The 19,461-nt window shown below is 68.2% G+C and carries 20 protein-coding genes; 15 read left to right on the forward strand and 5 right to left on the reverse strand.

Going from position 1 to position 19,461, the window contains the following annotated elements:
• Window positions 1-24: 24 nt before the first annotated feature.
• The 4 genes from ACWEVR_RS14065 (at window position 25) to ACWEVR_RS14080 (ending at window position 4,306) form a co-directional block, all read left to right on the forward strand.
• Window positions 25-447: an uL11 family ribosomal protein gene (locus ACWEVR_RS14065; protein ID WP_452467262.1), complete on the forward strand. Its 423-nt coding sequence runs from the start codon at window positions 25-27 to the stop codon at window positions 445-447.
• Between the two features lie 73 nt (window positions 448-520).
• Window positions 521-2,110 (forward strand): serine/threonine-protein kinase, encoded by a 1,590-nt coding sequence (locus tag ACWEVR_RS14070; RefSeq protein WP_452467263.1) that lies wholly within the window; start codon window positions 521-523, stop codon window positions 2,108-2,110.
• A gap of 77 nt (window positions 2,111-2,187) precedes the next feature.
• Window positions 2,188-3,312 carry a serine/threonine-protein kinase gene (locus tag ACWEVR_RS14075; RefSeq protein ID WP_452467264.1) on the forward strand — a complete coding sequence of 375 codons (1,125 nt, stop codon included), beginning with the start codon at window positions 2,188-2,190 and terminating at the stop codon, window positions 3,310-3,312.
• A gap of 43 nt (window positions 3,313-3,355) precedes the next feature.
• Entirely contained in the window at window positions 3,356-4,306 is a 951-nt protein-coding gene (locus ACWEVR_RS14080; RefSeq protein ID WP_452467265.1) for a LysR family transcriptional regulator, read from the forward strand.
• Between the two features lie 55 nt (window positions 4,307-4,361).
• Here the strand turns inward: ACWEVR_RS14080 and ACWEVR_RS14085 are convergent, their stop codons facing one another.
• Window positions 4,362-4,631 (reverse strand): DUF2631 domain-containing protein, encoded by a 270-nt coding sequence (locus ACWEVR_RS14085; protein ID WP_067636515.1) that lies wholly within the window; start codon window positions 4,629-4,631, stop codon window positions 4,362-4,364.
• 95 nt (window positions 4,632-4,726) lie between these two features.
• Here ACWEVR_RS14085 and dxr point away from each other — a divergent pair, with 95 nt between their 5' ends.
• The 5 genes from dxr to ACWEVR_RS14110 all read left to right on the forward strand — a co-directional run bounded on the left by dxr (window position 4,727) and on the right by ACWEVR_RS14110 (window position 11,340).
• A complete protein-coding gene (dxr, locus tag ACWEVR_RS14090; protein ID WP_452467266.1) occupies window positions 4,727-5,920 on the forward strand; it encodes a 1-deoxy-D-xylulose-5-phosphate reductoisomerase in 1,194 nt (397 codons plus the stop codon).
• 62 nt (window positions 5,921-5,982) lie between these two features.
• On the forward strand, window positions 5,983-7,179 hold the full coding sequence (locus ACWEVR_RS14095; RefSeq protein ID WP_452467267.1) for a M50 family metallopeptidase: 1,197 nt from the start codon (window positions 5,983-5,985) through the stop codon (window positions 7,177-7,179).
• 215 nt (window positions 7,180-7,394) lie between these two features.
• Entirely contained in the window at window positions 7,395-8,549 is a 1,155-nt protein-coding gene (gene ispG / locus ACWEVR_RS14100; RefSeq protein WP_181696838.1) for a flavodoxin-dependent (E)-4-hydroxy-3-methylbut-2-enyl-diphosphate synthase, read from the forward strand.
• Between the two features lie 80 nt (window positions 8,550-8,629).
• Window positions 8,630-9,484, forward strand: coding sequence for a GNAT family N-acetyltransferase (locus ACWEVR_RS14105; RefSeq protein ID WP_452467383.1), 855 nt, complete (start codon window positions 8,630-8,632; stop codon window positions 9,482-9,484).
• 65 nt (window positions 9,485-9,549) lie between these two features.
• Window positions 9,550-11,340, forward strand: a complete 1,791-nt coding sequence (locus ACWEVR_RS14110) for a penicillin-binding transpeptidase domain-containing protein (protein ID WP_452467268.1) — start codon at window positions 9,550-9,552, stop codon at window positions 11,338-11,340.
• On the opposite strand, the gene ACWEVR_RS14115 is transcribed toward ACWEVR_RS14110, so the two are convergent.
• Entirely contained in the window at window positions 11,334-11,525 is a 192-nt protein-coding gene (locus ACWEVR_RS14115; RefSeq protein WP_067496292.1) for a hypothetical protein, read from the reverse strand. The genes ACWEVR_RS14110 and ACWEVR_RS14115 overlap by 7 nt on opposite strands.
• Before the next feature lie 210 nt (window positions 11,526-11,735).
• Window positions 11,736-12,233: a peroxynitrite isomerase gene (locus ACWEVR_RS14120; protein WP_452467269.1), complete on the reverse strand. Its 498-nt coding sequence runs from the start codon at window positions 12,231-12,233 to the stop codon at window positions 11,736-11,738.
• 113 nt (window positions 12,234-12,346) lie between these two features.
• On the opposite strand from ACWEVR_RS14120, the gene ACWEVR_RS14125 reads away from it, so the two are divergent.
• From ACWEVR_RS14125 to ACWEVR_RS14135, 3 genes are all read left to right on the forward strand, one after another.
• On the forward strand, window positions 12,347-13,693 hold the full coding sequence (locus tag ACWEVR_RS14125; RefSeq protein WP_452467270.1) for a TIGR03118 family protein: 1,347 nt from the start codon (window positions 12,347-12,349) through the stop codon (window positions 13,691-13,693).
• 129 nt (window positions 13,694-13,822) lie between these two features.
• Window positions 13,823-14,287 carry a DUF4254 domain-containing protein gene (locus ACWEVR_RS14130; protein WP_452467271.1) on the forward strand — a complete coding sequence of 155 codons (465 nt, stop codon included), beginning with the start codon at window positions 13,823-13,825 and terminating at the stop codon, window positions 14,285-14,287.
• Window positions 14,288-14,343: 56 nt separating this feature from the next.
• Complete coding sequence (locus tag ACWEVR_RS14135) at window positions 14,344-15,168, forward strand: thioesterase domain-containing protein (protein ID WP_452467272.1); 825 nt, start codon at window positions 14,344-14,346, stop codon at window positions 15,166-15,168.
• A 7-nt stretch (window positions 15,169-15,175) separates the two neighbouring features.
• On the opposite strand, the gene ACWEVR_RS14140 is transcribed toward ACWEVR_RS14135, so the two are convergent.
• Window positions 15,176-16,057 (reverse strand): helix-turn-helix domain-containing protein, encoded by an 882-nt coding sequence (locus tag ACWEVR_RS14140; RefSeq protein ID WP_067636503.1) that lies wholly within the window; start codon window positions 16,055-16,057, stop codon window positions 15,176-15,178.
• A gap of 388 nt (window positions 16,058-16,445) precedes the next feature.
• Here ACWEVR_RS14140 and ACWEVR_RS14145 point away from each other — a divergent pair, with 388 nt between their 5' ends.
• Window positions 16,446-16,805 (forward strand): DUF4254 domain-containing protein, encoded by a 360-nt coding sequence (locus ACWEVR_RS14145; protein WP_067496462.1) that lies wholly within the window; start codon window positions 16,446-16,448, stop codon window positions 16,803-16,805.
• A 3-nt stretch (window positions 16,806-16,808) separates the two neighbouring features.
• On the opposite strand, the gene ACWEVR_RS14150 is transcribed toward ACWEVR_RS14145, so the two are convergent.
• Complete coding sequence (locus ACWEVR_RS14150; protein WP_067636502.1) at window positions 16,809-17,531, reverse strand: GntR family transcriptional regulator; 723 nt, start codon at window positions 17,529-17,531, stop codon at window positions 16,809-16,811.
• Window positions 17,532-17,628: 97 nt separating this feature from the next.
• Between ACWEVR_RS14150 and ACWEVR_RS14155 the strand changes: the two genes are divergently transcribed.
• A complete protein-coding gene (locus ACWEVR_RS14155; protein ID WP_452467273.1) occupies window positions 17,629-18,756 on the forward strand; it encodes a TIGR03364 family FAD-dependent oxidoreductase in 1,128 nt (375 codons plus the stop codon).
• An 8-nt stretch (window positions 18,757-18,764) separates the two neighbouring features.
• Window positions 18,765-19,445: a phosphonatase-like hydrolase gene (locus tag ACWEVR_RS14160; RefSeq protein ID WP_452467274.1), complete on the forward strand. Its 681-nt coding sequence runs from the start codon at window positions 18,765-18,767 to the stop codon at window positions 19,443-19,445.
• Window positions 19,446-19,461: the final 16 nt, after the last annotated feature.

The following is a 19,461-nucleotide window of genomic DNA, read 5'->3' on the forward strand; positions in this document are numbered from 1 at the left end:
TGCGCGTGTCCGAGATCGTTGACTATGGCGCGCGAAACAGCCTCTGTCACAGTCACTCTCGAGCTCGAGGCCGGTAATGCCTCGTTGATGACGCTCGGGAAGATGCTCGGGCCGACCGGTGTCCCACCGTTCGAGGTGAAACGGAAATACGATGCGGCGACGGTGGATCGGCGTGGGGAGATCATTCCCGCTGTCATCACCATCGATGCGCGCAAGCGGTGGACGATGCGGCTCAAGACGCCGCCGACGGCCTCCCTCATCCGGGCCGCGCTCGGGCAACCGGGTTCGCCGCAACCGGGACACAAGCCGGTCGGTGCGCTCAGTCGCGATCAGTTGCGCCGCATCGCGATTCGTAAGCTGCCCGACCTCAACACCACCGATGTCGACGCGGCGATGCGCATCGTGGCGGGTACGGCGCGGTCGATGGGGGTGCGGGTCGAAGAGTGACCCGGACCCTGATGGCGTGGTGTGGCCTGCACTAAGTTGGATCGGTAATCGATCGGTTCGACAACGGGGGATCATGCTTGCGACGGGGGACGTTTTCGCCGGGTACGCGATCGAACGACAGCTCGGTCGTGGCGGGATGGGTTCGGTGTACCTGGCCAGGCATCCTCGGCTGCCGCGCCAGACCGCGCTCAAACTGCTGAATCCGGAACTGTTCTCGGACAACGAGATCCGGGCCAGGTTCGAGCGGGAGGCCGATCTGGCCGCGCAGCTCGAACACCCGAACATCGTCACCGTGTACGACCGGGGCGTCGACGACGGGCGGCTGTGGATCAGCATGCAGTTCGTCGACGGTGTCGATGCCGCCGCCATCGAGCATCCTGTTCCCGCTGCCCGCGCGCTGCACATCATCGAGGGCACCGCCGCCGCACTCGACCACGCGCACGGCAACGGCGTGCTGCATCGCGACGTGAAACCGGCCAATATCCTGCTGGCCGCCGCGAACGGTCCGGAGCGCGTGCTGCTCACCGATTTCGGTATCGCGCGCCCCCGCGACGATGTCCACCACCTCACCCAGACCGGAACCTTCACCGCCACCTTGGCTTTCGCGTCTCCCGAACAGCTCACCGGCGCGCCGCTGGACCATCGCGCCGACCAGTACTCCCTCGGCTGCACGCTGTACTCGTTGCTCACGGGAGAAGCTCCGTACGAGGCGGCGAATCCGGTGCTCGTCATTCAAGGTCATCTGCAATCCCCACCGCCCTCGGTACGCAGGCACCGACCGGACCTCCCCGCCGCGTTGGACGCGGTCCTGGCGCGGGCACTGGCCAAGCGCCCGGCGGACCGCTTCGATTCGTGTGCGGAATTCGCAGCCGCCGCCCGCCGTGCTCTCACCGGGACGGGCGGGCAACCGACGGTATTCGCATCTCCTGCGCACCAGCAGTATCCACGCCCATCGATACCCGCGCCGCCGCACCCGCGACCGGCGCCGGTTCATCCCGCTCGCCCCGTTCCGGCCCGGCGCGGGCGTGGCGTCGTTCCGCTGATTCTGCTGACGGTGTTCGCCGCGATCGCAGGTGCGTCGTACTGGGTGTGGCAGGACGACAGCACCTGGGTGTCGCAGATTCTCAATCGTTCCCGTGCCCATCGCGACATAGCCGCGATGTCGGCGGCGTTCCCGCAGATGCTGCCGCCCGGTGAAGCCGATGGGACATCGCTGTCGAACCCCTACCTAACCGGAGTCGGTGCCGGTGGCCGCTCCTGCGAGGCTTATGTCAATACCACCACGCGCAACGAACTCCAGTGGGAACTGACATTTCAAGAGGCGCATGCCAAATGGTCCTGCAAACCCGCCGACATCAACGCGACCAGCTTCGCCTTCTACGCGTTCCCCTCCGAGGAGTCGGCGAAGACGGCGGTCGCCCGATTCGAGCGCGAGACCAAAGATGTGGGCAGCGGATCGTCCGGCACACGCACCGACGACCACCGGGCGCGCTTCTTCAAAGACCAGTACGGCAGAGACAGCTACAACATGACCGTGGTCGTCTCCACATTCAGTGACCCCGGCCGAGAACGCTGGGTATTCCTGTTCTCCCGGGATTCGGACGTGCTGGCCGAGGACCTGCCCGAACTGCTGAAGGAACTGACCACCTTCCCGATGAGCTGAAGGATGCCCGCGACGGCACGAACACCGTTTTGGTAGGGTCCAGCGCGTCGGACGACGAGCGAGATTCGGGGGTCAGAGTGGTTTCTGACGGGACGGTATTCGCCGGCTACACGATCGACCGGCAGTTGGGTCGCGGCGGGATGGGTTCGGTGTACCTGGCCAGGCATCCTCGGCTGCCGAGGTGGACCGCGCTGAAACTGCTGAATCAGGAGCTGTTCTCCGACGCCGAGATCCGCGCCAGGTTCGAGCGGGAAGCCGATCTGGTCGCCCAGCTCGACCACCCCAATATCGTGACGGTGTTCGACCGCGGTGTGGAGAACGACCAGCTGTGGATCAGCATGCAATACGTCGACGGGATCGACGCGTCGATGCTCGATCCGGCGACGCTGCCACCTGATCGGGCGTTGCAGATCATCCGGGAGACCGCCGCCGCCCTTGACTTCGCGCACCGTGCTGGCGTGCTGCACCGCGATGTGAAACCGGCCAATATCCTGCTGGCCAGGTCCAACAGCCAGGAGCGGGTGTATCTCACCGACTTCGGCATCGCGCGTCTGCGCGACGATTCGGGTCACCTCACCGAGACCGGCTCGTTCACCGCGACGTTGGCCTACGCGGCACCCGAGCAGCTCACCGGTGTGCCGCTCGACCATCGCGCCGACCAGTATTCGCTGGCCTGCACGCTCTACACCCTGCTCACCGGCACCGCACCGTTCGAGGCGCCGAGCCCGGCCGCCGTCATCACCGGGCACCTGCAGTCGCCGCCACCGCCGGTGAGCCCGCGCCGGGCCGGGCTGCCGCCGAATCTGGATGCCGTGATGGCGCGGGCGCTGGCCAAGCGACCAGCCGACCGGTTCTCCTCCTGCGAGGAGTTCGTCGAGGCCGCCCAGCGGGCCATGCGCACGGGGACGACTGGTGCCCGCCCGATCGCCCGCCCGCCGTCCGGGGCGCACGCGCAGCCGTTCATGGGGATGCAGCCGATGCGGCCGGTGAACACCTCAGGTGCCGCGATCCCGGTCGCACCGGTTCCGCCGATGGCGCCGCGACCGGCGACCCCCGCCGCTTGGGCCCAGCCCGCGATGCGCGCGCCCATGCCACCACCGCCCGCGCGCGGCGGTTGGGGGTCGATGTTCGGGGTGCTGCTGGTGGTGTTCGCCATCGTGATCGGCATCGCCGTGCTCATCGCCGTGCTGACGAACCTGTGATCGGCGCGCCGACCTGTTCGGCGCGTGCCATATTCTGATCCGAATGAGCGACTTCGACGTCACCGCCGCCGACTCCATCGACCTCACCCGGTTACGTCGGTTCGTCGCCGTGGCCGAGGAACTGCATTTCGCGCGCGCCGCGAAGGCGCTGCGGATTCCGCGTCAGGCCTTGAGCGCCACCGTGATCGAGCTCGAGGGCGAACTCGGCACGCGGCTGTTCGTGCCAGGTGCGTCGCCGACCCAGCTGTCCGAGGACGGCGCGACCCTGCTCGAACATGCGCGGGAGCTGATCCGTGCCGACGAGCAGGCACAGCGCGAGCAGAAGCCGGAGGGGCCCGCGAGCCTGCGCGTCGGTTTCGTGCCGGGGGTGACGGTGTCGAAGTGGGCCCGCGTGTGGGGCGAGCGGCTGCCCGACCACCCCCTCGAGGTGCTCGGCGTCGCGCAGAGCGAGCAGGAGAGCGCGCTGCGCGAGGGCCGGGTGGATCTGTGCTTCGTGCGGTTGCCGATGGACCGGTCCGGAATGAACGCGATCCCGCTGTGGGAGGAGACGCCGGTCGCGGTCGTACAGAAGGACGACGCGCTGTCGCTGCTCGATGCGGTGAGCCCGGCCGATCTGGCCGACGAACAGCACCATGACAGCGGCGATCTGGATCAGGCCGCGGACGCCCTGGCGATGGTCGCGGCCGTCGGGGGAGTGACGATCGTGCCGCAGTCGATCGCCCGACTGCACCATCGGCGCGACCTGGTGTACCGCCCGATCAGCGACACCGAGTTCACCCGGATCGCACTGGCCTGGCCCGCCGACGGCGATTCGGAACTGGTCGAGGAATTCGTCGGCATCGTGCGCGGCCGTTCGGCCAACAGTTCACGCGGCGCGGAACCGGCCAGGCCCGCGCCCGAGCGTGCGCCCAAGAAGCAGGCGCCGAAGAAGCAGACCGCGCAACGCAAACCTGCCAAGACCGGACGCAAGCCCGGCGCACGACGCGGGCGCTGACACGACAATGCCTGCGGCGCGATCGAATCGCGGCCGCAGGCATCGGTGCGGGTGTCTACCTCGGGATGCGCTTGGTGAGCGAATCGAGGACGAGGATCGCCGCGAGCAGACCGGCGAACCCGATGAGGAAGATGTCCTCGACGTGGCCCTGGTGGTTACCGATGGTCATGCCGAGCAGCGCGATCACGACGAACCAGCCGGCGATGCGGAAGGTCTTGGGCGACTCGCCGCTCCAGCCCCACGCTGCCGAGGGCACCTCGGCGGGGTCGACGCTGGTGGCGACGGCGCGCTCGGTGCTGGCTTTTTCGAGGTCCGTGGCGGCCACGATCGCTCCTTAGGGCTCGAGTTCTGGTTGGGCGAGTGTGCATATCGTGGCATACGACCGTTCGTCGTAGCCAGCAGCCCTGCCACAATGGGCCCGTGTCCCACCACGCACCCCGTGCCGCGCACGGCAATACGACGTCGACCGACCGGGTGAAGGTGCTGCTCCTGGGCAGTACCGGTTCGATCGGCACCCAGGCGCTCGAGGTGATCGCCGCCAACCCGGACCGCTTCGAGGTGGTCGGGTTGGCCGCGCGCGGCGGCAATCCCGCACTGCTCGCCGAGCAGATGGCCGCCACCGGCACCCGCAATGTCGCCGTGGCCGATCCCGCCGCCGCCCGGCAACTCGATCTCGACCTCGGCGGGCCGGGCGCGGTGACCGAACTCGTGCGCCGCACCGAGGCCGACGTGGTGCTCAACGCCCTGGTCGGCTCGCTCGGCCTGGAACCGACGCTGGCCACCCTCGAGGCAGGCACCCGGTTGGCACTGGCCAACAAGGAGTCCCTCGTCGCGGGCGGTTCGCTGGTCACCCGGGCGGCCGCACCCGGCCAGATCGTCCCCGTCGACTCCGAACACTCCGCCCTGGCCCAATGCCTGCGCGGCGGTCGCGCCGAGGAAGTCGACCGGTTGGTGCTCACGGCCTCCGGCGGCCCGTTCCGCGGCTGGACCACCGAGATGCTCGAATCGGTGAACCCCGACGAGGCGAAAACGCATCCGACCTGGTCGATGGGCCCGATGAACACGCTGAACTCGGCCTCGCTGGTGAACAAGGGCCTGGAACTGATCGAGACCCATCTGCTGTTCGGGGTGCCCTACGACCGCATCGATGTCACCGTGCACCCGCAGTCGATCGTGCATTCGCTCGTCACGTTCACCGACGGTTCCACCCTGGCCCAGGCGAGCCCGCCGGATATGAAGCTGCCCATCGCCTTGGCGCTCGGCTGGCCCGACCGCCTCCCCGGCGCGGCCACGCCCTGCGATTTCGGTACGGCGTCGACCTGGACGTTCGAGCCCGTCGACGACGCGGTCTTCCCCGCTGTACGTCTGGCAAGGCAAGCCGGTGAGGCGGGCGGCAGCGTCACCGCCGTCTACAACGCAGCCAACGAAGTAGCAGTCTCGGCCTTCCTGGACGGCGCGATCAGCTTCCCGGCCATCGTGCGCACCGTCACCCGCGCGGTCGAGGCCGCGGACCGCTGGCGTGCCGAACCCGATACCCTGGACGACGTCCTCGCGGCCGACCGCTGGGCCAGGGAGTTCGCCGCCGAGGCCATCGCCGAAGTACCGACGCCCTGACCTGACCGACTCAACGGGACCCCCACCGCGGCGCCAGCCGCCGAGAACAGAGAAAGGGCCAGATGGTATTCGCGTTCGGGTTTGCCCTGTTCGCCGTCGGTATCACGATCTCGATCGCGTTGCACGAATGCGGGCACATGTGGGCCGCGCAGGCGACCGGCATGAAGGTACGCCGCTACTTCATCGGTTTCGGGCCCCGTATCTTCTCGTTCCGTCGTGGTGAGACCGAATACGGCCTCAAGGCGCTGCCGCTCGGCGGCTTCTGCGATATCGCGGGCATGACGGCCCTGGACGAGCTGGAGCCCGAAGAGGTGGACCGGGCGATGTATCGCCAGTCCACCTGGAAGCGGCTGGTGGTGATGTTCGGTGGCATCGCCATGAACTTCCTGCTCGGCTTCATTCTTCTGGTCGTGTTGGCGGTGGGCTGGGGTCTGCCGCAGCTCGAGCAGCCGCCTGCCACCGCACTCGGCACCATGAGCTGCGTCGCCCAGGAGACGCCGGACAAGAAGCTCGCACCGTGCACGGGTGACGGTCCGGCTCAGCGCGCCGGTTTACAGCGTGGCGACGTGGTGAAGGCGGTCAACGGCGTCGAGGTGACCACCTGGGCGCAGTTCCAGGCCGAAACCCAGAAGCAGTCCGGCACGTTCACCTACACCATCGAACGCGACGGCGACACCCTCACCGTGCCCGTGACCCCCGAGCGGGTGATGCGTTCGCCCAAGGAGGGTCCGGCCCGCGAGGTGTCCGCGGTCGGTGTGGGCCCCGATTACGCCGAACCGCAGCAGTACGGCGTGGTCGAGGCGATTCCGGCGACCATCGTGTTCACCGGCGACTTCTTCGTCGAGACGGTGAAGTCGCTGGCCAAGATGCCGCAGAAGGTGTCGGCGCTGTGGGAGGCCGTCACCGGCGGCGAGCGCGACCCGGAGACCCCGGTCAGCGTCTACGGCGCCAGCCGGATCGGTGGCGAAACCGCCGAGCGTGGCCTGTGGGGCATGTTCATCCTGGTACTGGCCAGCCTGAACTTCTTCCTCGGCGCGTTCAACCTGCTGCCGTTGCTCCCGCTCGACGGCGGGCACATCGCGGTGGTGCTCTACGAGAAGGTGCGCGACGTGGTGCGTTCCTGGCGCGGCAAGGCCCCCGCGGGCCCGGTCGACTATCTGAAACTGCTCCCCGTGACGTATGTGGCCGTCGTGATCGGCGGTGCGTTCATGCTGCTCACCCTCGCCGCCGACATCGTCAACCCGATCCGCCTACCGTAATATCGGCGGCTGGCGCCGCGGGTGTGCGGCCTGTTTCCTCGATCTTCCCTCCCGGCGGGCACTCCTTCGTCGCACCCTCTGGTCAGTCCAGATCGAGGCGGCCGCACACCGGCTCGTGTTATGCCCCTCACACGGCCGTGTCGAGGCGCGCGACTAAGCTCGGAAGCAATCAGCCCAGGTCGATTCGAGATCCGTAGGAAAGAAGGCAGCCGACCGTGACCAGCACTATCGGATTGGGGATGCCCGCCGCTCCCGCTGCTGTTCTCGCACCACGGCGCAAGACCCGTCAGCTCATGGTCGGCAATGTCGGCGTGGGCAGTGACCATCCCATCTCGGTGCAGTCGATGACGACCACCAAGACCCACGACGTGAACGCCACCCTCCAGCAGATCGCCGAACTCACCGCCTCGGGCTGCGACATCGTGCGCGTGGCGTGTCCGAGGCAGGAAGACGCCGACGCCCTGGCGACCATCGCCAAGAAGTCACAGATCCCGGTGATCGCCGACATCCACTTCCAGCCCCGCTACATCTTCGCCGCCATCGACGCGGGCTGCGCCGCGGTGCGGGTGAACCCGGGCAACATCAAGGAATTCGACGGTCGCGTCGGCGAGGTCGCCAAAGCCGCGGGCGCGGCGGGCATCCCGATCCGCATCGGCGTGAACGCCGGTTCGCTGGACAAGCGGATGATGGAGAAGTACGGCAAGGCCACCCCCGAGGCGCTGGTCGAGTCGGCGCTGTGGGAGGCGAGCCTGTTCGAGGACCACGGCTTCGGCGACATCAAGATCTCGGTCAAGCACAACGACCCGGTCGTGATGGTCGAGGCCTACCGTCAGCTCGCCGCGCGCAGCGACTACCCGCTGCACCTCGGCGTCACCGAGGCGGGACCGGCGTTCCAGGGCACCATCAAGTCGGCGGTCGCGTTCGGCGCCCTGCTCAGCGAGGGCATCGGTGACACGATCCGCGTCTCGCTGTCGGCGCCGCCCGCCGAAGAGGTGAAGGTCGGCGGCCAGATCCTGCAGTCGCTGAACCTGCGTCCGCGCAAGCTCGAGATCGTGTCGTGCCCGTCGTGTGGACGCGCCCAGGTCGATGTGTACACCCTGGCCGACGCCGTCGCGGCCGGTCTCGACGGCCTCGAGGTGCCGCTGCGCGTGGCCGTGATGGGTTGCGTGGTGAACGGGCCGGGCGAGGCGCGCGAAGCCGATCTCGGAGTGGCCTCCGGCAACGGCAAGGGCCAGATCTTCGTCAAGGGCGAGGTCATCAAGACCGTGCCGGAAGCGCAGATCGTGGAGACCCTGATCGAGGAGGCGATGCGGATCGCCGAGGAGATGGGCACCGAGCCCGGCGCGCAGCCGGTGGTCACCGCGGGCTGATCCCTCACGGTCCGGCGACGGATTCAGCTCGACCCGTACCACTGCGCCCGCTTTCGTGGCAGGCTGGTGCCGTGCGGAGTCTGCTGGAGCCGACGCGACGGTCCAAGGCCACCCCCGCGCGTCCGGTGACCGTGCGGGACCTGGCCGAGGTGCTACGGGTCCTCGACGCCGACCCGGTCGCCTCGTGCATGATCGCGGCCCGTGTCCAGGAATTCGGGCTCGACACCCGTTCCGGCGTGGGCGAGTTGTGGAGTCGCGGCGGCCCGGGCGACTCCCTGTGCTTCTCCGGTGCGAACCTGGTTCCGCTGCGCGGCGATCAACAGGCCCTTCGCGCGTTCGCCGATCGGGCGACCAGATGGCCGCGCGTGTGTTCCTCCGTGGTCGGCAGGCAGGAGCTGGCGCTGCCGCTGTGGGAGATGCTGGCGCCGAGTTGGGGACCGGCCAGGGAGTTACGCGCCGACCAGCCGCTGCTCGCCCTGGCCCAACCGGCCCTCGCCCGCCCGGACAGCGCGGTGCGACGAGTGCGGCCCGACGAGATCGACCGCTACCTCACCGCCGCGATCTCCATGTTCATCGAGGAGGTCGGCGTCGACCCCCGCGCGGGCGACGGTGGTCGCGGTTACCGCCGCCGCATCAAGAGCCTCATCGAATCCGGCCGGGCCTGGGCACGTTTCGACGACGGCGAAGTGGTGTACAAGGCCGAGATCGGGTCGTTGTCGCGGCGCACCGGCCAGATCCAGGGCGTGTGGGTGCATCCCGAGCATCGCGGTAGCGGGGTGGGGACGGCCGGAACGGCCGCCGTCGCGAATGCCGTTGTGTCGACAGGCCGTACGGCCAGCCTGTACGTGAACGACTACAACCAGATCGCCCGACGTGCTTACAGCCGTGTGGGTTTCCGTCAGATCGCCACCTTCGCGACCGTCCTCGTCGATTAGTTTTCCGCCGCTGACCCGGCGTTGTTGCGTCGTCGGCGCCCGGTTCGCCGTTACCATCTGTGCCGATGAGGACTCGGATGTTCACCACCTGTGCGGTGCTCGCGCTCGCGCTCTCCTCGGGCGCGTGTTCGACGGGTCCGCAGGGTCCGGTGCCTGCTGCCCAGGATTTCGCCGAGGCCCTGGCCGACCGCGATCTGGTCACCGCGGGTGGTCTCACGACCGCGCCCGAGAAGGCCACGGCCGCACTCACTTCCACCTGGGACGCGCTGCAGGCCGAGAAGCTCACCGTCCGCACCGGCGACGCGCGCGTGCAGGGCGACACCGCCACCGTCGACTACACCTACGAGTGGACCCTGCCCAAGGGCCGCCACTGGACCTATTCGGGTGAACTGCAGATGGGCCGCAGCGACGGCCGCTGGTTGGTGCGCTGGACCTCCACCGACATCCACCCCAAACTCGGCGACACCCAAAGCCTGGAATTACGAACCCAACCCGCGCCGCGCGCACGGGTCAACGAGTCGGCGGGCAGCGATGTGCTCGTGCCGGGCAAGGTGTCACGGGTGCGGTTCACGGTCGCCGACGCCCCGGACCCCGACCGGGTCGCGGGAGCCCTTGCCGCTGCGCTGAGCCGCATCGATCCGGTGGCCTACACCCCGCAGGCCATTCTGTCGGCCGCACGCAAAGCCGATGGGGCGTACACGGTCGTCCTGCTCAGCGAGTACGAGGCCGAGACGCTCGGCGGCCACCTGATCGGTCTGCCCGGCGTGACGCTCACCCAGGAGTGGGACATGGTGCCCACCGATCGCAAGTTCGCCCCCGACCTGCTCACCCAGGTGCGCAAGACCGTGATCGCCGAGGTGGACGGCAAGGCGGGCTGGAGCGTGGTCACCCGCAACGCCAACGGCGCGGATCTCGATGTGCTGCACGAGGTCCCGGCCCAGCCCGCACCGTCGTTCGCGCTCAGCATCGACCGTTTCGTGCAGAATTCGGCGCAGCACGCGGTCGACCTGCGCACCGAGCAGACGATGATGGTGGTGATCAGGCCCTCCACCGGCGCGATTCTCGCGGTGGCCCAGAACAAGGCCGCCGACCGAGACGGCCCCGTGGCCACGAGCGGCCAGTACCCACCCGGCTCGATCTTCAAGACGGTCACGGCGTCGGCGGCGATGGCGGCGGGTCTCGCGACGCCCGAGACAGTGCTGCCCTGCCCGAGCCGGACAACCATCGGGGAGCGGACGATTCCCAACTACAACCTCTTCACGGTGGGTGACGTGCCGATGGCCACCGCCTACGAACGCTCCTGCAACACCACCTTCGCGGGGCTGGCCAGCAGGCTCGAACCCGACGCGCTCACCCAGGCTGCCGCCCGCCTCGGCATCGGCCAGGACTACCGGGTGGCCGGGTTGCCGACGCTGTCGGGGTCGGTGCCGCCCGCCGACGGGCTGGTCCAGCGCGCCGAGGACGGCATCGGCCAGGGCCGGGTGGTGACGAGCCCGTTCGGGATGGCACTGATGGCCGCGGCGGTGGCGCACGGGTCGGCGCCGGTGCCGTATCTGATCGCGGGCAGGCCAACCGAGATCGTCGGTGAGCGGCCCGAACTCGCGCCCGAGGTGGTGGATGGACTGCGCGAGATGATGCGGATGGTCGTCACCGGCGGCACCGCCGAACGCATCCGCGATCAGGGCGAGGTGTACGGCAAGACCGGTGAGGCGGAGGTCGACGGCGGATCGCACTCGTGGTTCGTCGGCTACCGCGGCGACATGGCCTTCGCGACATTGCTGGTCAAGGGTGGCAGTTCCGACAACGCGGTCGCCGTCACCCGCGACATGTTCGCGGCGCTGCCGCCCGGTTACTGAGCGCGATACGGCGGGACGACGTAGGCGTCTTTGTCGGTGTGCTCGACCGCGTCGCGGTGGACCACTTCATAGCCGGGAGCCGGTTTGGGCGGCGCGGATTGGACTCGGGCGTCGAGCAGATCGATGGCCATGGCACCGCCGAGAATCATTCCGGCGGTGGTCAAAATCAGGGTGGAACGGCTCATATTCGTCTCCCTCGTCCAGGGTTTCGACGTGTTCCGAATGGGAGAACCGTAGAACGCGGAAGCGCTCGGCAACAGGCGGCGGCAGTAAGCGACACACAATTGTTGCCATATGTGCGGGCGTGTTCGAACATAATCGCTATGCGACCGTGACGATCCGCCGTCGCGATCGAACATGCTGCTCAGCGGGTACGTGCAAATGAAATTGCATTGTCACGCACGTTGCAGAGTCGCGCTCAGATGATGTTGCAGGGATTCGCCGACAGCGGCCATCCGCAGCGTGTACTCGATGGTGTCGCCGGTCACATGGAAGGAACGGCCTACCGCCGTCACCGATTTCGCCGACCCGCTCAACCCGATATTCGTCGAATTCAATTCGAGCCGAATTCCGTCGACGGTTTCGGTGAGTGTTCCCTCGCAGATCTCGGTGATTCCGGTGGGGTGGGCGAGCACCAGTTCGACCTTGCCGGGTGCTGGGGCGCGCAGATAGCCCGTCTCCGCGTGCAGCGGGCGGCCGTCGTCGGCGGCTTTGGTCCGCTGTCGGTAGGTGAGGAACGGGCGGCCGAGATGGCCGAAGGTGATCTCCTCCATGTAGTCGAAGGGATCGATGGTCGGGTACTCACCGTGACCTCGCCCGCGCCAGGTACCGAGCAGCGGTGCCAGGGCGGCGACGGCGGGATGCGGGGCGATGGGCGCGCTTGGTTCGACCACGCGCGACAGCCTAGACCTCCACCACAGCCATGTTCACGGCACACCGTCACACGGGTCGGGATAAGGTCAGCGTCGCCTGAACGCCGTCCGGCGCAGGTCGAAAGGAATGAACGTTGAACGGACATGTGAGGGGCACCCGCCGGGTGCTGTCCGGGCCGGTGCGCGGTGCGGTTCTCGGCGCGGTGCTCCTGGTCGCTGCCGCGTGCTCGGGCACCGATCCGGCGGGCGACGGTGTCGCCGCCCTCGACGGCAACCGGTACAGCCAAACCGATCTGGCCGCCAGCTCCGACTCCTATCACGCCCAATTCACCATCGCCGAGATGGTCGACGCCTGGGGGCTGGCGACCCGGCCCAAGGGCGCGGGCGGACATTTCTGGGTGGGCGCGGGTGGAAAGTCGTTCCAGTTCCTCGGTGATGTCAGCGAGTCGACGGATGCGGCACTGCAGAAACTCACCAGGGACCAGTTCGAATCCGTCGCGATTCCCGGCACCGATGCCGACCCGTCCGACAAGTCGGCGGGCAAGACGACCGGTGTGGTGTTCAACCCGGCCCCGATCAATTCCGATCTGTTCGCGGTGCGCGACCAGTGGGTCGATTTGAACGGAATGCCGGTCCCGCTCGGCGGTTCGGCCCGGTTCATCGTCGGCACCGATTCCGGCAGGATCAACGCCTGGACCGAGCAGGCGCCCGACGGAGCTGTCATCCGCCGCAACGGCGGCGCCAACCAGGTTTTCGACGGTTCGGCCCAGGGCATGTCGTTCCTGGGGCTCGCGCTCGCACCCTCCGGTGACAAACTGCTGGCCGCCGACTTCGGCGCCGACCCGCAGATCCGCACCTTCGACAAGTTCTGGCAGCCCGTGACGACCACCGGCTTCGCCAACCCGTTCGCCACCGGCAAGCCCATCGACCCCGCCAGTCCGGAGAAGGGCAACAAGGCCGTTCCCGGCGACCCGGCGCCGTTCAACATCACCACGGTCGGCAGCCGGGTGTTCGTCTCCTACGCCGTGACCAAGGCCGACAAGAAGGATCCCGAGGCCTTCGACAAGGGCGAGGAGGTCTCGCTCGACGCCAAGGCCGACGAAGCAGCCGACGGCACCCCGGACAAGGGCAAGGTCGCCGAATTCGATGCCGCGGGCAAGCTGGTGCGCATCATCGACGACGGCGGGCGCCTCAACGCACCGTGGGCGGTGACGATCGCGCCGTCGAACTTCGGTGCGCTCTCGGGCAAGTTGCTGATCGGCAACTCCGGTGGCCTCGGCCGGGTCCTCGCCTTCGACGACACCACCGGCACCTTCGTCGACTACCTGCGTGACAGCGAAGGCGAGCCGGTGCAGATCGAGGGGTTGTGGGCGTTGACGTTCGGCAACGGTGAGAGCGCGGGCGACGCCGACGCGCTGTACTTCACCGCGGGCCCACGTGAGGAGAAGGACGGCCTGTTCGGCAGTCTGCGCGCGCTGTAGCGCGGCGGGCACACGCCAGGCGAACAGGACAACCTGGATGTCCGCAGGCCTGTTCGCTTCCGTCTGGCATCGTGGTAGGGGACAGTGGTGGCGGAGTGTTTGCCGGGGTGGCCGAGCCGGAGGTGCCAGATGACGGTGATGCGCTGTGAGACGCGGTTTTCGGTCGACCGAAACAGGTTGCCCGGGCGTGAGCTGATGCTCGCCGCGTTCCGTGGACTGGCCGAGGACTACCACCCGGTGTTGCACGCGGCGGCCGAGCTCGCCGTGCTGCACCAGGTGCGCGACCGCACGCCTGCCTTCGAGGCACCCGGCCTCGACCGTCGCCGGGCGCAACTGATGCGCGCGATCGACCGCTGGGTGATCCTGGCCGCCCCGCTGCCCTCGGCCACCGCGGCCGAGCACTGCGAAACCCTCGGCATGCTCGTCGACCGGCTCGCCGCGCACAGCGCGCGGCTGTTCGTCACCATGGCCGACGCCACCGATGCGCAGTTCTACGGCGAGTGGGCCCGGCTCGACGACCTCGCCGAGAGCTACCAGCGCCTGATCGACGATCTGTGGGCCGGTTCCCGCTGTCTTCCCTCGATCGTCCACTGACCGGTGCCCCCGGAATTGCTGGCTCGGTAGAACTTTCGTACGACGTACCATTTGTTGTGCGCACAGACGAGGAGCAGGCGCAGACCTGCGAGTGGTCCCGCGAGGTGTACGCCGAACCGCGACCCGCTGCCGCGGTGTCGACCGTGCTGCCGATCCGTCCACGCTCGGATTCGGTCGACGGCACACCGCTGTTCTGTCTCGCCGGTGAGTCGGGCCTGGCTTGGCCGTTCGCCTGCCTGCTCGCCCACCTCGAGCCGGAGGTACCCGTCTACGGGCTGCAGACGCTTGTCGACCTGCCGACGATCGGCGACTACGCGCAGCACTTCCTGCCCGAGATCCGCCGGATCGCTCCCAAGGGGCCATACCGGTTGCTCGGATGGTCGGCGGGCGGCCTCGTCGCGCAGGAGATGGCGGTGCGGCTGGGGGAGGACAACCAGGTTGTCCGGGTTGTCCTCCTGGGCACGGATGCCGGTGTCGGACCGCTGTCGCCGACGGCGCCGGGCAGATTCGTCGAGCGGCTCATCGGCGTCGCGGACAACGAATCCTGTCCGCACAACCATGAAACGGGCATTGACACGTCAGCGGCCGAATTGACCGACAGGCTGGCGGGCACGATCGCGATGACGGGCGACGAATTGCGGCACCTGATCGATCACTCCGACGCGCTCGCACGTGCAGCGTCGACCCACCGCCCACAAAGCCTGCCCGGCGAACTCGTCCTGGTCGTCCCCGAGCGCGATCGACCCGATGCGGCTGCCGCGGTGGAGGACTGGCGGCGCCTGGTGACGGGCAACCTGACGGCCCATGCCGTCGACGCGACCCTCGACGATCTCCTCGCACCCGAGGTCCTCGCCCGGATCGCCGGCCTGCTCACCGCATAAGTCGTGGCTACCGTGCCCGATCCACCCCGGCCGCGATCTCGTCGCGAGCCCGCTGAATCAGCGCGGCGGAATCACGTGGGCTCAGCGCCATGGCCCGCAACTGGTCGAAGATCACGCCGAATCGGCGGATCTCCGAATGACCTTCGACCAGATCGTGCACGGACATGCTCTCCACGTACACCAGTTCGGGGTCGACCGGATTGCGGAAGTCGAGCAGTGTGAACGACCCGGCCATGCCGGGATGCGCGCCCGCCTCGAACGGCAGGACCTGCAGGATCACGTTTTTGCGCTTGGTCTCCTCCAGCAGCCGGTCGAGCTGGCCGACCATGGTCACCGGACCGCCGACCACCCGGCGGATGGCGGCCTCGTCCATCACCACCCACAGCTCGAGCGGATCGTCCTTCGTCAGGTTCACCGCGCGATCCATGCGCGCCTTGGCCCGGCTCTCCATCACGGAGGCATCGAGGCGCGGCATCGACGTATCGATCACCGCCGCCGCGTATTCGAAGGTCTGCAAAAGGCCGGGCACAGTGGAGGTCTGGTACTGTCGTGCCGAAAGTGCTTCCGCCTCGAAGTTGATGTAGGTGGCGTAGACATCGGACAGCGCGCCTTCGTACGCGTGTGACATACCCGGTTTGAGCGCGTCGCTGAGCAGGCTCATGGCCTCCTCGCGCATTTTCTCGCTCACCTGGTACAGGTCGAGCATCGCGCTGAGCGTGCGCCGCTGCGGGCGCGCCTGCGCCATTTCGATGCGGTACAGCGTTGTCACGTTGATGCCGGTGCGCGCGCTCACGTCCTCTTTGCTGAGCCCGGCGGATTCGCGCAGCTCACGCAGCATCGCGGCGAGCCTGCGAAGCCGGACGGTGAGTGTGGTTCGCTTGCCTGCCATGGGTGCCCCTTCGCCTGTGGCGCGTCACGTGAATCGCATTATTGCGCTGCTCGTCCATGCTGTCACGGGTTCGGGAAAGAATGCCGGTCGGCCTGTTCGCTGATGGTCAAGTGACTCGCGATTCTGTCAGGGCGGCTTTACTGCAGGAGTGACAACGCAATCTTGCGTTTCCCGTTGTGAGCGAGCATGATCCAGTTAGCCTGGTTGCGAGCAAGCCGAACAGAAGACCGGGATAACCGAATCGAGAGCCAATCATGTTGGTAGACAAATCTTGGGTGTCGGGTGAATTCGGGGCGTTGCGATGAGCGCGCCGGTGATGGGTGGGGTACTGCCGACGGCGCCACAATTGTTGTGCGCCTTCCAGGGGCGGCGTTTCCAGGATCGCGAATTGCTGCGATCGGCACACGCGCTCGCTGAGCTGCACGAACGGCGGGCACAGGTGCGTGACGCCGCATTGATCGCCGAAATAGATTGCCGTCGAGGAGAACTCGTCGACGACATCAACGACTGGATTGTCGCCGAGATTCCGGTGAATCGGACGGGTGCCTCGCTGCACACCGAAAGTCTCGGCGCCGTCGTCGACAGGATGGCGCGAAGCTGGGTGGATGCCAACCAGGCCATCGATCTGGACGGCGCGCGAAGCGACAGCACGCACAAACATTGGTATCACCTGGCCGAGCTGGTCGACGGCTACACCGACCTCGTCACCGATGTGATCGGTGGCAGGCGAAGGCTGCCCGAGCAGTAGGGGCTACGCAGGTTCCGGTGACAGCCTCGCCTCGAAGGCGACGCGGTCACCACGATAGAGCGAGCGCACCCGTTCGATGGGTGCGCCGTCCGCATCGACACTTCGCCTGTGCAGCAGCAACATCGGTAGTGCGGTCGTGCTTTCGAGCAGGCCCGCCTCCCGTGGCGAGGCGAGAACGGTCTCGATGCGTTCCCGTGCACCGGCAAAGCTCACGCCGGTGGCGCGGATCGCGGCGTAGAGCGACGTGGTCGGGTCGTAACTGCCACGAAGCCCGCCGAAGCGATGCAGTGGCAGATAGGTGCTTTCCAGGCCGATGCGTTCACCGTCGGCGAGCAGGACGCGTTCGAGGTGCATCACCGGCGTGCCGGGTTCCACCTCGAGATCGGTCGCGGTCTGCGCGTCGGCGGGAACGTCTTCCCAGGCGACGACTATGCGGCCGGGTACGCGGCCGAGACTGATCGCGCCCTCGGTGTAGGAGCGCAGCGACAGCGGCTGGGTTAGCTTCGGCCGCGATACGACAGTTCCGCGTCCGCGTCGGCGAATCCTGCCCTCCACCAGCAGTTCCCGCAGCGCGTGGCGCACCGTCTCGCGCGCCACTCCGAAGCGGGTGGCGAGATCGCGTTCCGAGGGCACCGGGTCGCCCTCGTCGAGTTCGGCGAGGATCGCGTCGATCTCGGTGCGGACGCGGAACACCTTCGGGACGCGCGTGGTGTGCGGTGAATCCATGTCGCTCAGCGTACCCGGATTGGTCTATACCAAAAGTTAACGCGGTGTTCGCCCTGGCCACACCTATCGGTCTAGACCATTTGCCACTATCGGTGCCATGCGATTGGTCATCATCGGTGGTGGGATTCTCGGCACGGCGCACGCCTGGGCCGCGATAGCCCGCGGCCACGAGGTCGTCCACCTGGAACGCGAACGCGAGGCGCGCGGCGCGACGGTCCGCAATTTCGGCCTGGTTTGGGTATCCGGGCGGTCGGCAGGCGAACTCGAGCTCACGCTGCGCTCGCGCGAGCTGTGGGAGGAGATCGGCGGTCGGGTCGCGGGCGTCGGTTTCCGGCCAGCCGGGTCCATCACCCTGGTCCGTACCCCGGCGGAGCTGGCCGTCGCCGAGGCCGCCGCGGCGGGGCCGACCGCGGCCGATCGCGGTTTCACCCTGCTCGAACCCGAGCAAGTGCTGGCGCACAACCCGGCGCTGCGCGGCAAATACCTGGCCGGCCTGCACTGTTCGACCGACGCGGCGGTGGAGTCGCGGCAGGCGTTGCCCGCGTTGCGCGCCCACATGGCCGCCAGCGGTCGCTACACCTTCCACGAGTCGACCGAGGCCCGGTCGGTCACCGACACCGGCGCCGGTGCGGTGGTGCTCGACGATCAGGGCCGCCGTCACGAGGCCGACCTGGTGGTGTACTGCCCCGGCGCGGCGCATTCCGGGCTCACCCGGGAACTGGCCGGTGTGCTGCCGGTGCGCCGGGTGCGGTTGCAGATGATGCAGACCGAGCCGCTCGGCGAAGCGCTCACCACGGCGATCGCCGACGGCGACAGCTTCCGCTACTACCCGGGTTTCGCCGGCCCGCAGGTGGATTCGCTCGCGCGCGAACAGTCGCAGACCGCCACCGCCGCCGAGCACAAGATGCAACTGCTGTGTGTGCAGCGGTTGCACGGCGGGCTGACCATCGGCGATACCCACGAATACACCGAACCGTTCGCCTTCGACGTCGACGAAGCGCCCTACGACCACCTCACCGAGGTGACCGAGGAACTGCTCGGTCGCAAGCTGCCGCGGGTGGTGCGCCGCTGGGCGGGGGTCTACAGCCAGAGCGTCGACCCGGACGCCATCGTCACCCGGGTGCGGGCCGACACCAATGTGTGGGTGGTGACCGGCCCGGGCGGTCGCGGAATGACGCTCGGCCCCGCCCTCGGCGAACAAACCGCCGACGAGATCGGACTGTGAGGATCACCATGCACCACAACGACATTCAGCTCGCCGTGCTCGACATGGCCGGTACAACCGTCGCCGACGGCGGATTGGTGCTTCGCGCCTTCGAGGAGGCGGCGACCGCGGTCGGGATCGAGTCCGACGGCCCACGTCGCGAGGCGGCCCGCCGATACGTGCTCGACACCATGGGGCAGTCCAAGATCGAGGTCTTCCGTGCGCTGCTCGGTGACGAGGACGCGGCCCAGGCCGGTAATCGCGCCTTCGAGGCGGCCTACGACGCGCTCGTCGGCGAGGCCGACATCGCGCCGATACCCGGTGCGGTAGAGGCGATCACGGCCCTGCGCGACGCGGGTGTCCGGGTGGCGCTCACCACCGGGTTCAGCCGCGGCACCCAGGACAAGCTGCTGTCCGCGCTCGGCTGGGCCGAGCTGGCCGACCTCACCCTCGCTCCGTCCGACGCCGGCCGTGGCCGTCCCTACCCGGACATGGTGCTCACCGCGGCACTGCGCCTGCGGGTCGACGCGGTCGACCGGATCGCCGTCCTCGGCGACACCACCAGCGATATCGCGACCGGTCTGGCGGCCGGGGCGCGCATCGTCGCGGGCACCCTGACCGGCGCGCACAGCGCGGCACAGCTGCGAGAGGCGGGCGCGACCCACGTCATCGACTCCGTGGCCGACTTCCCCGCCCTGCTCCTGGCCTGAACTTCCGTCGCGGCGA

The organism is Nocardia sp. NPDC003979 (assembly GCF_053605015.1).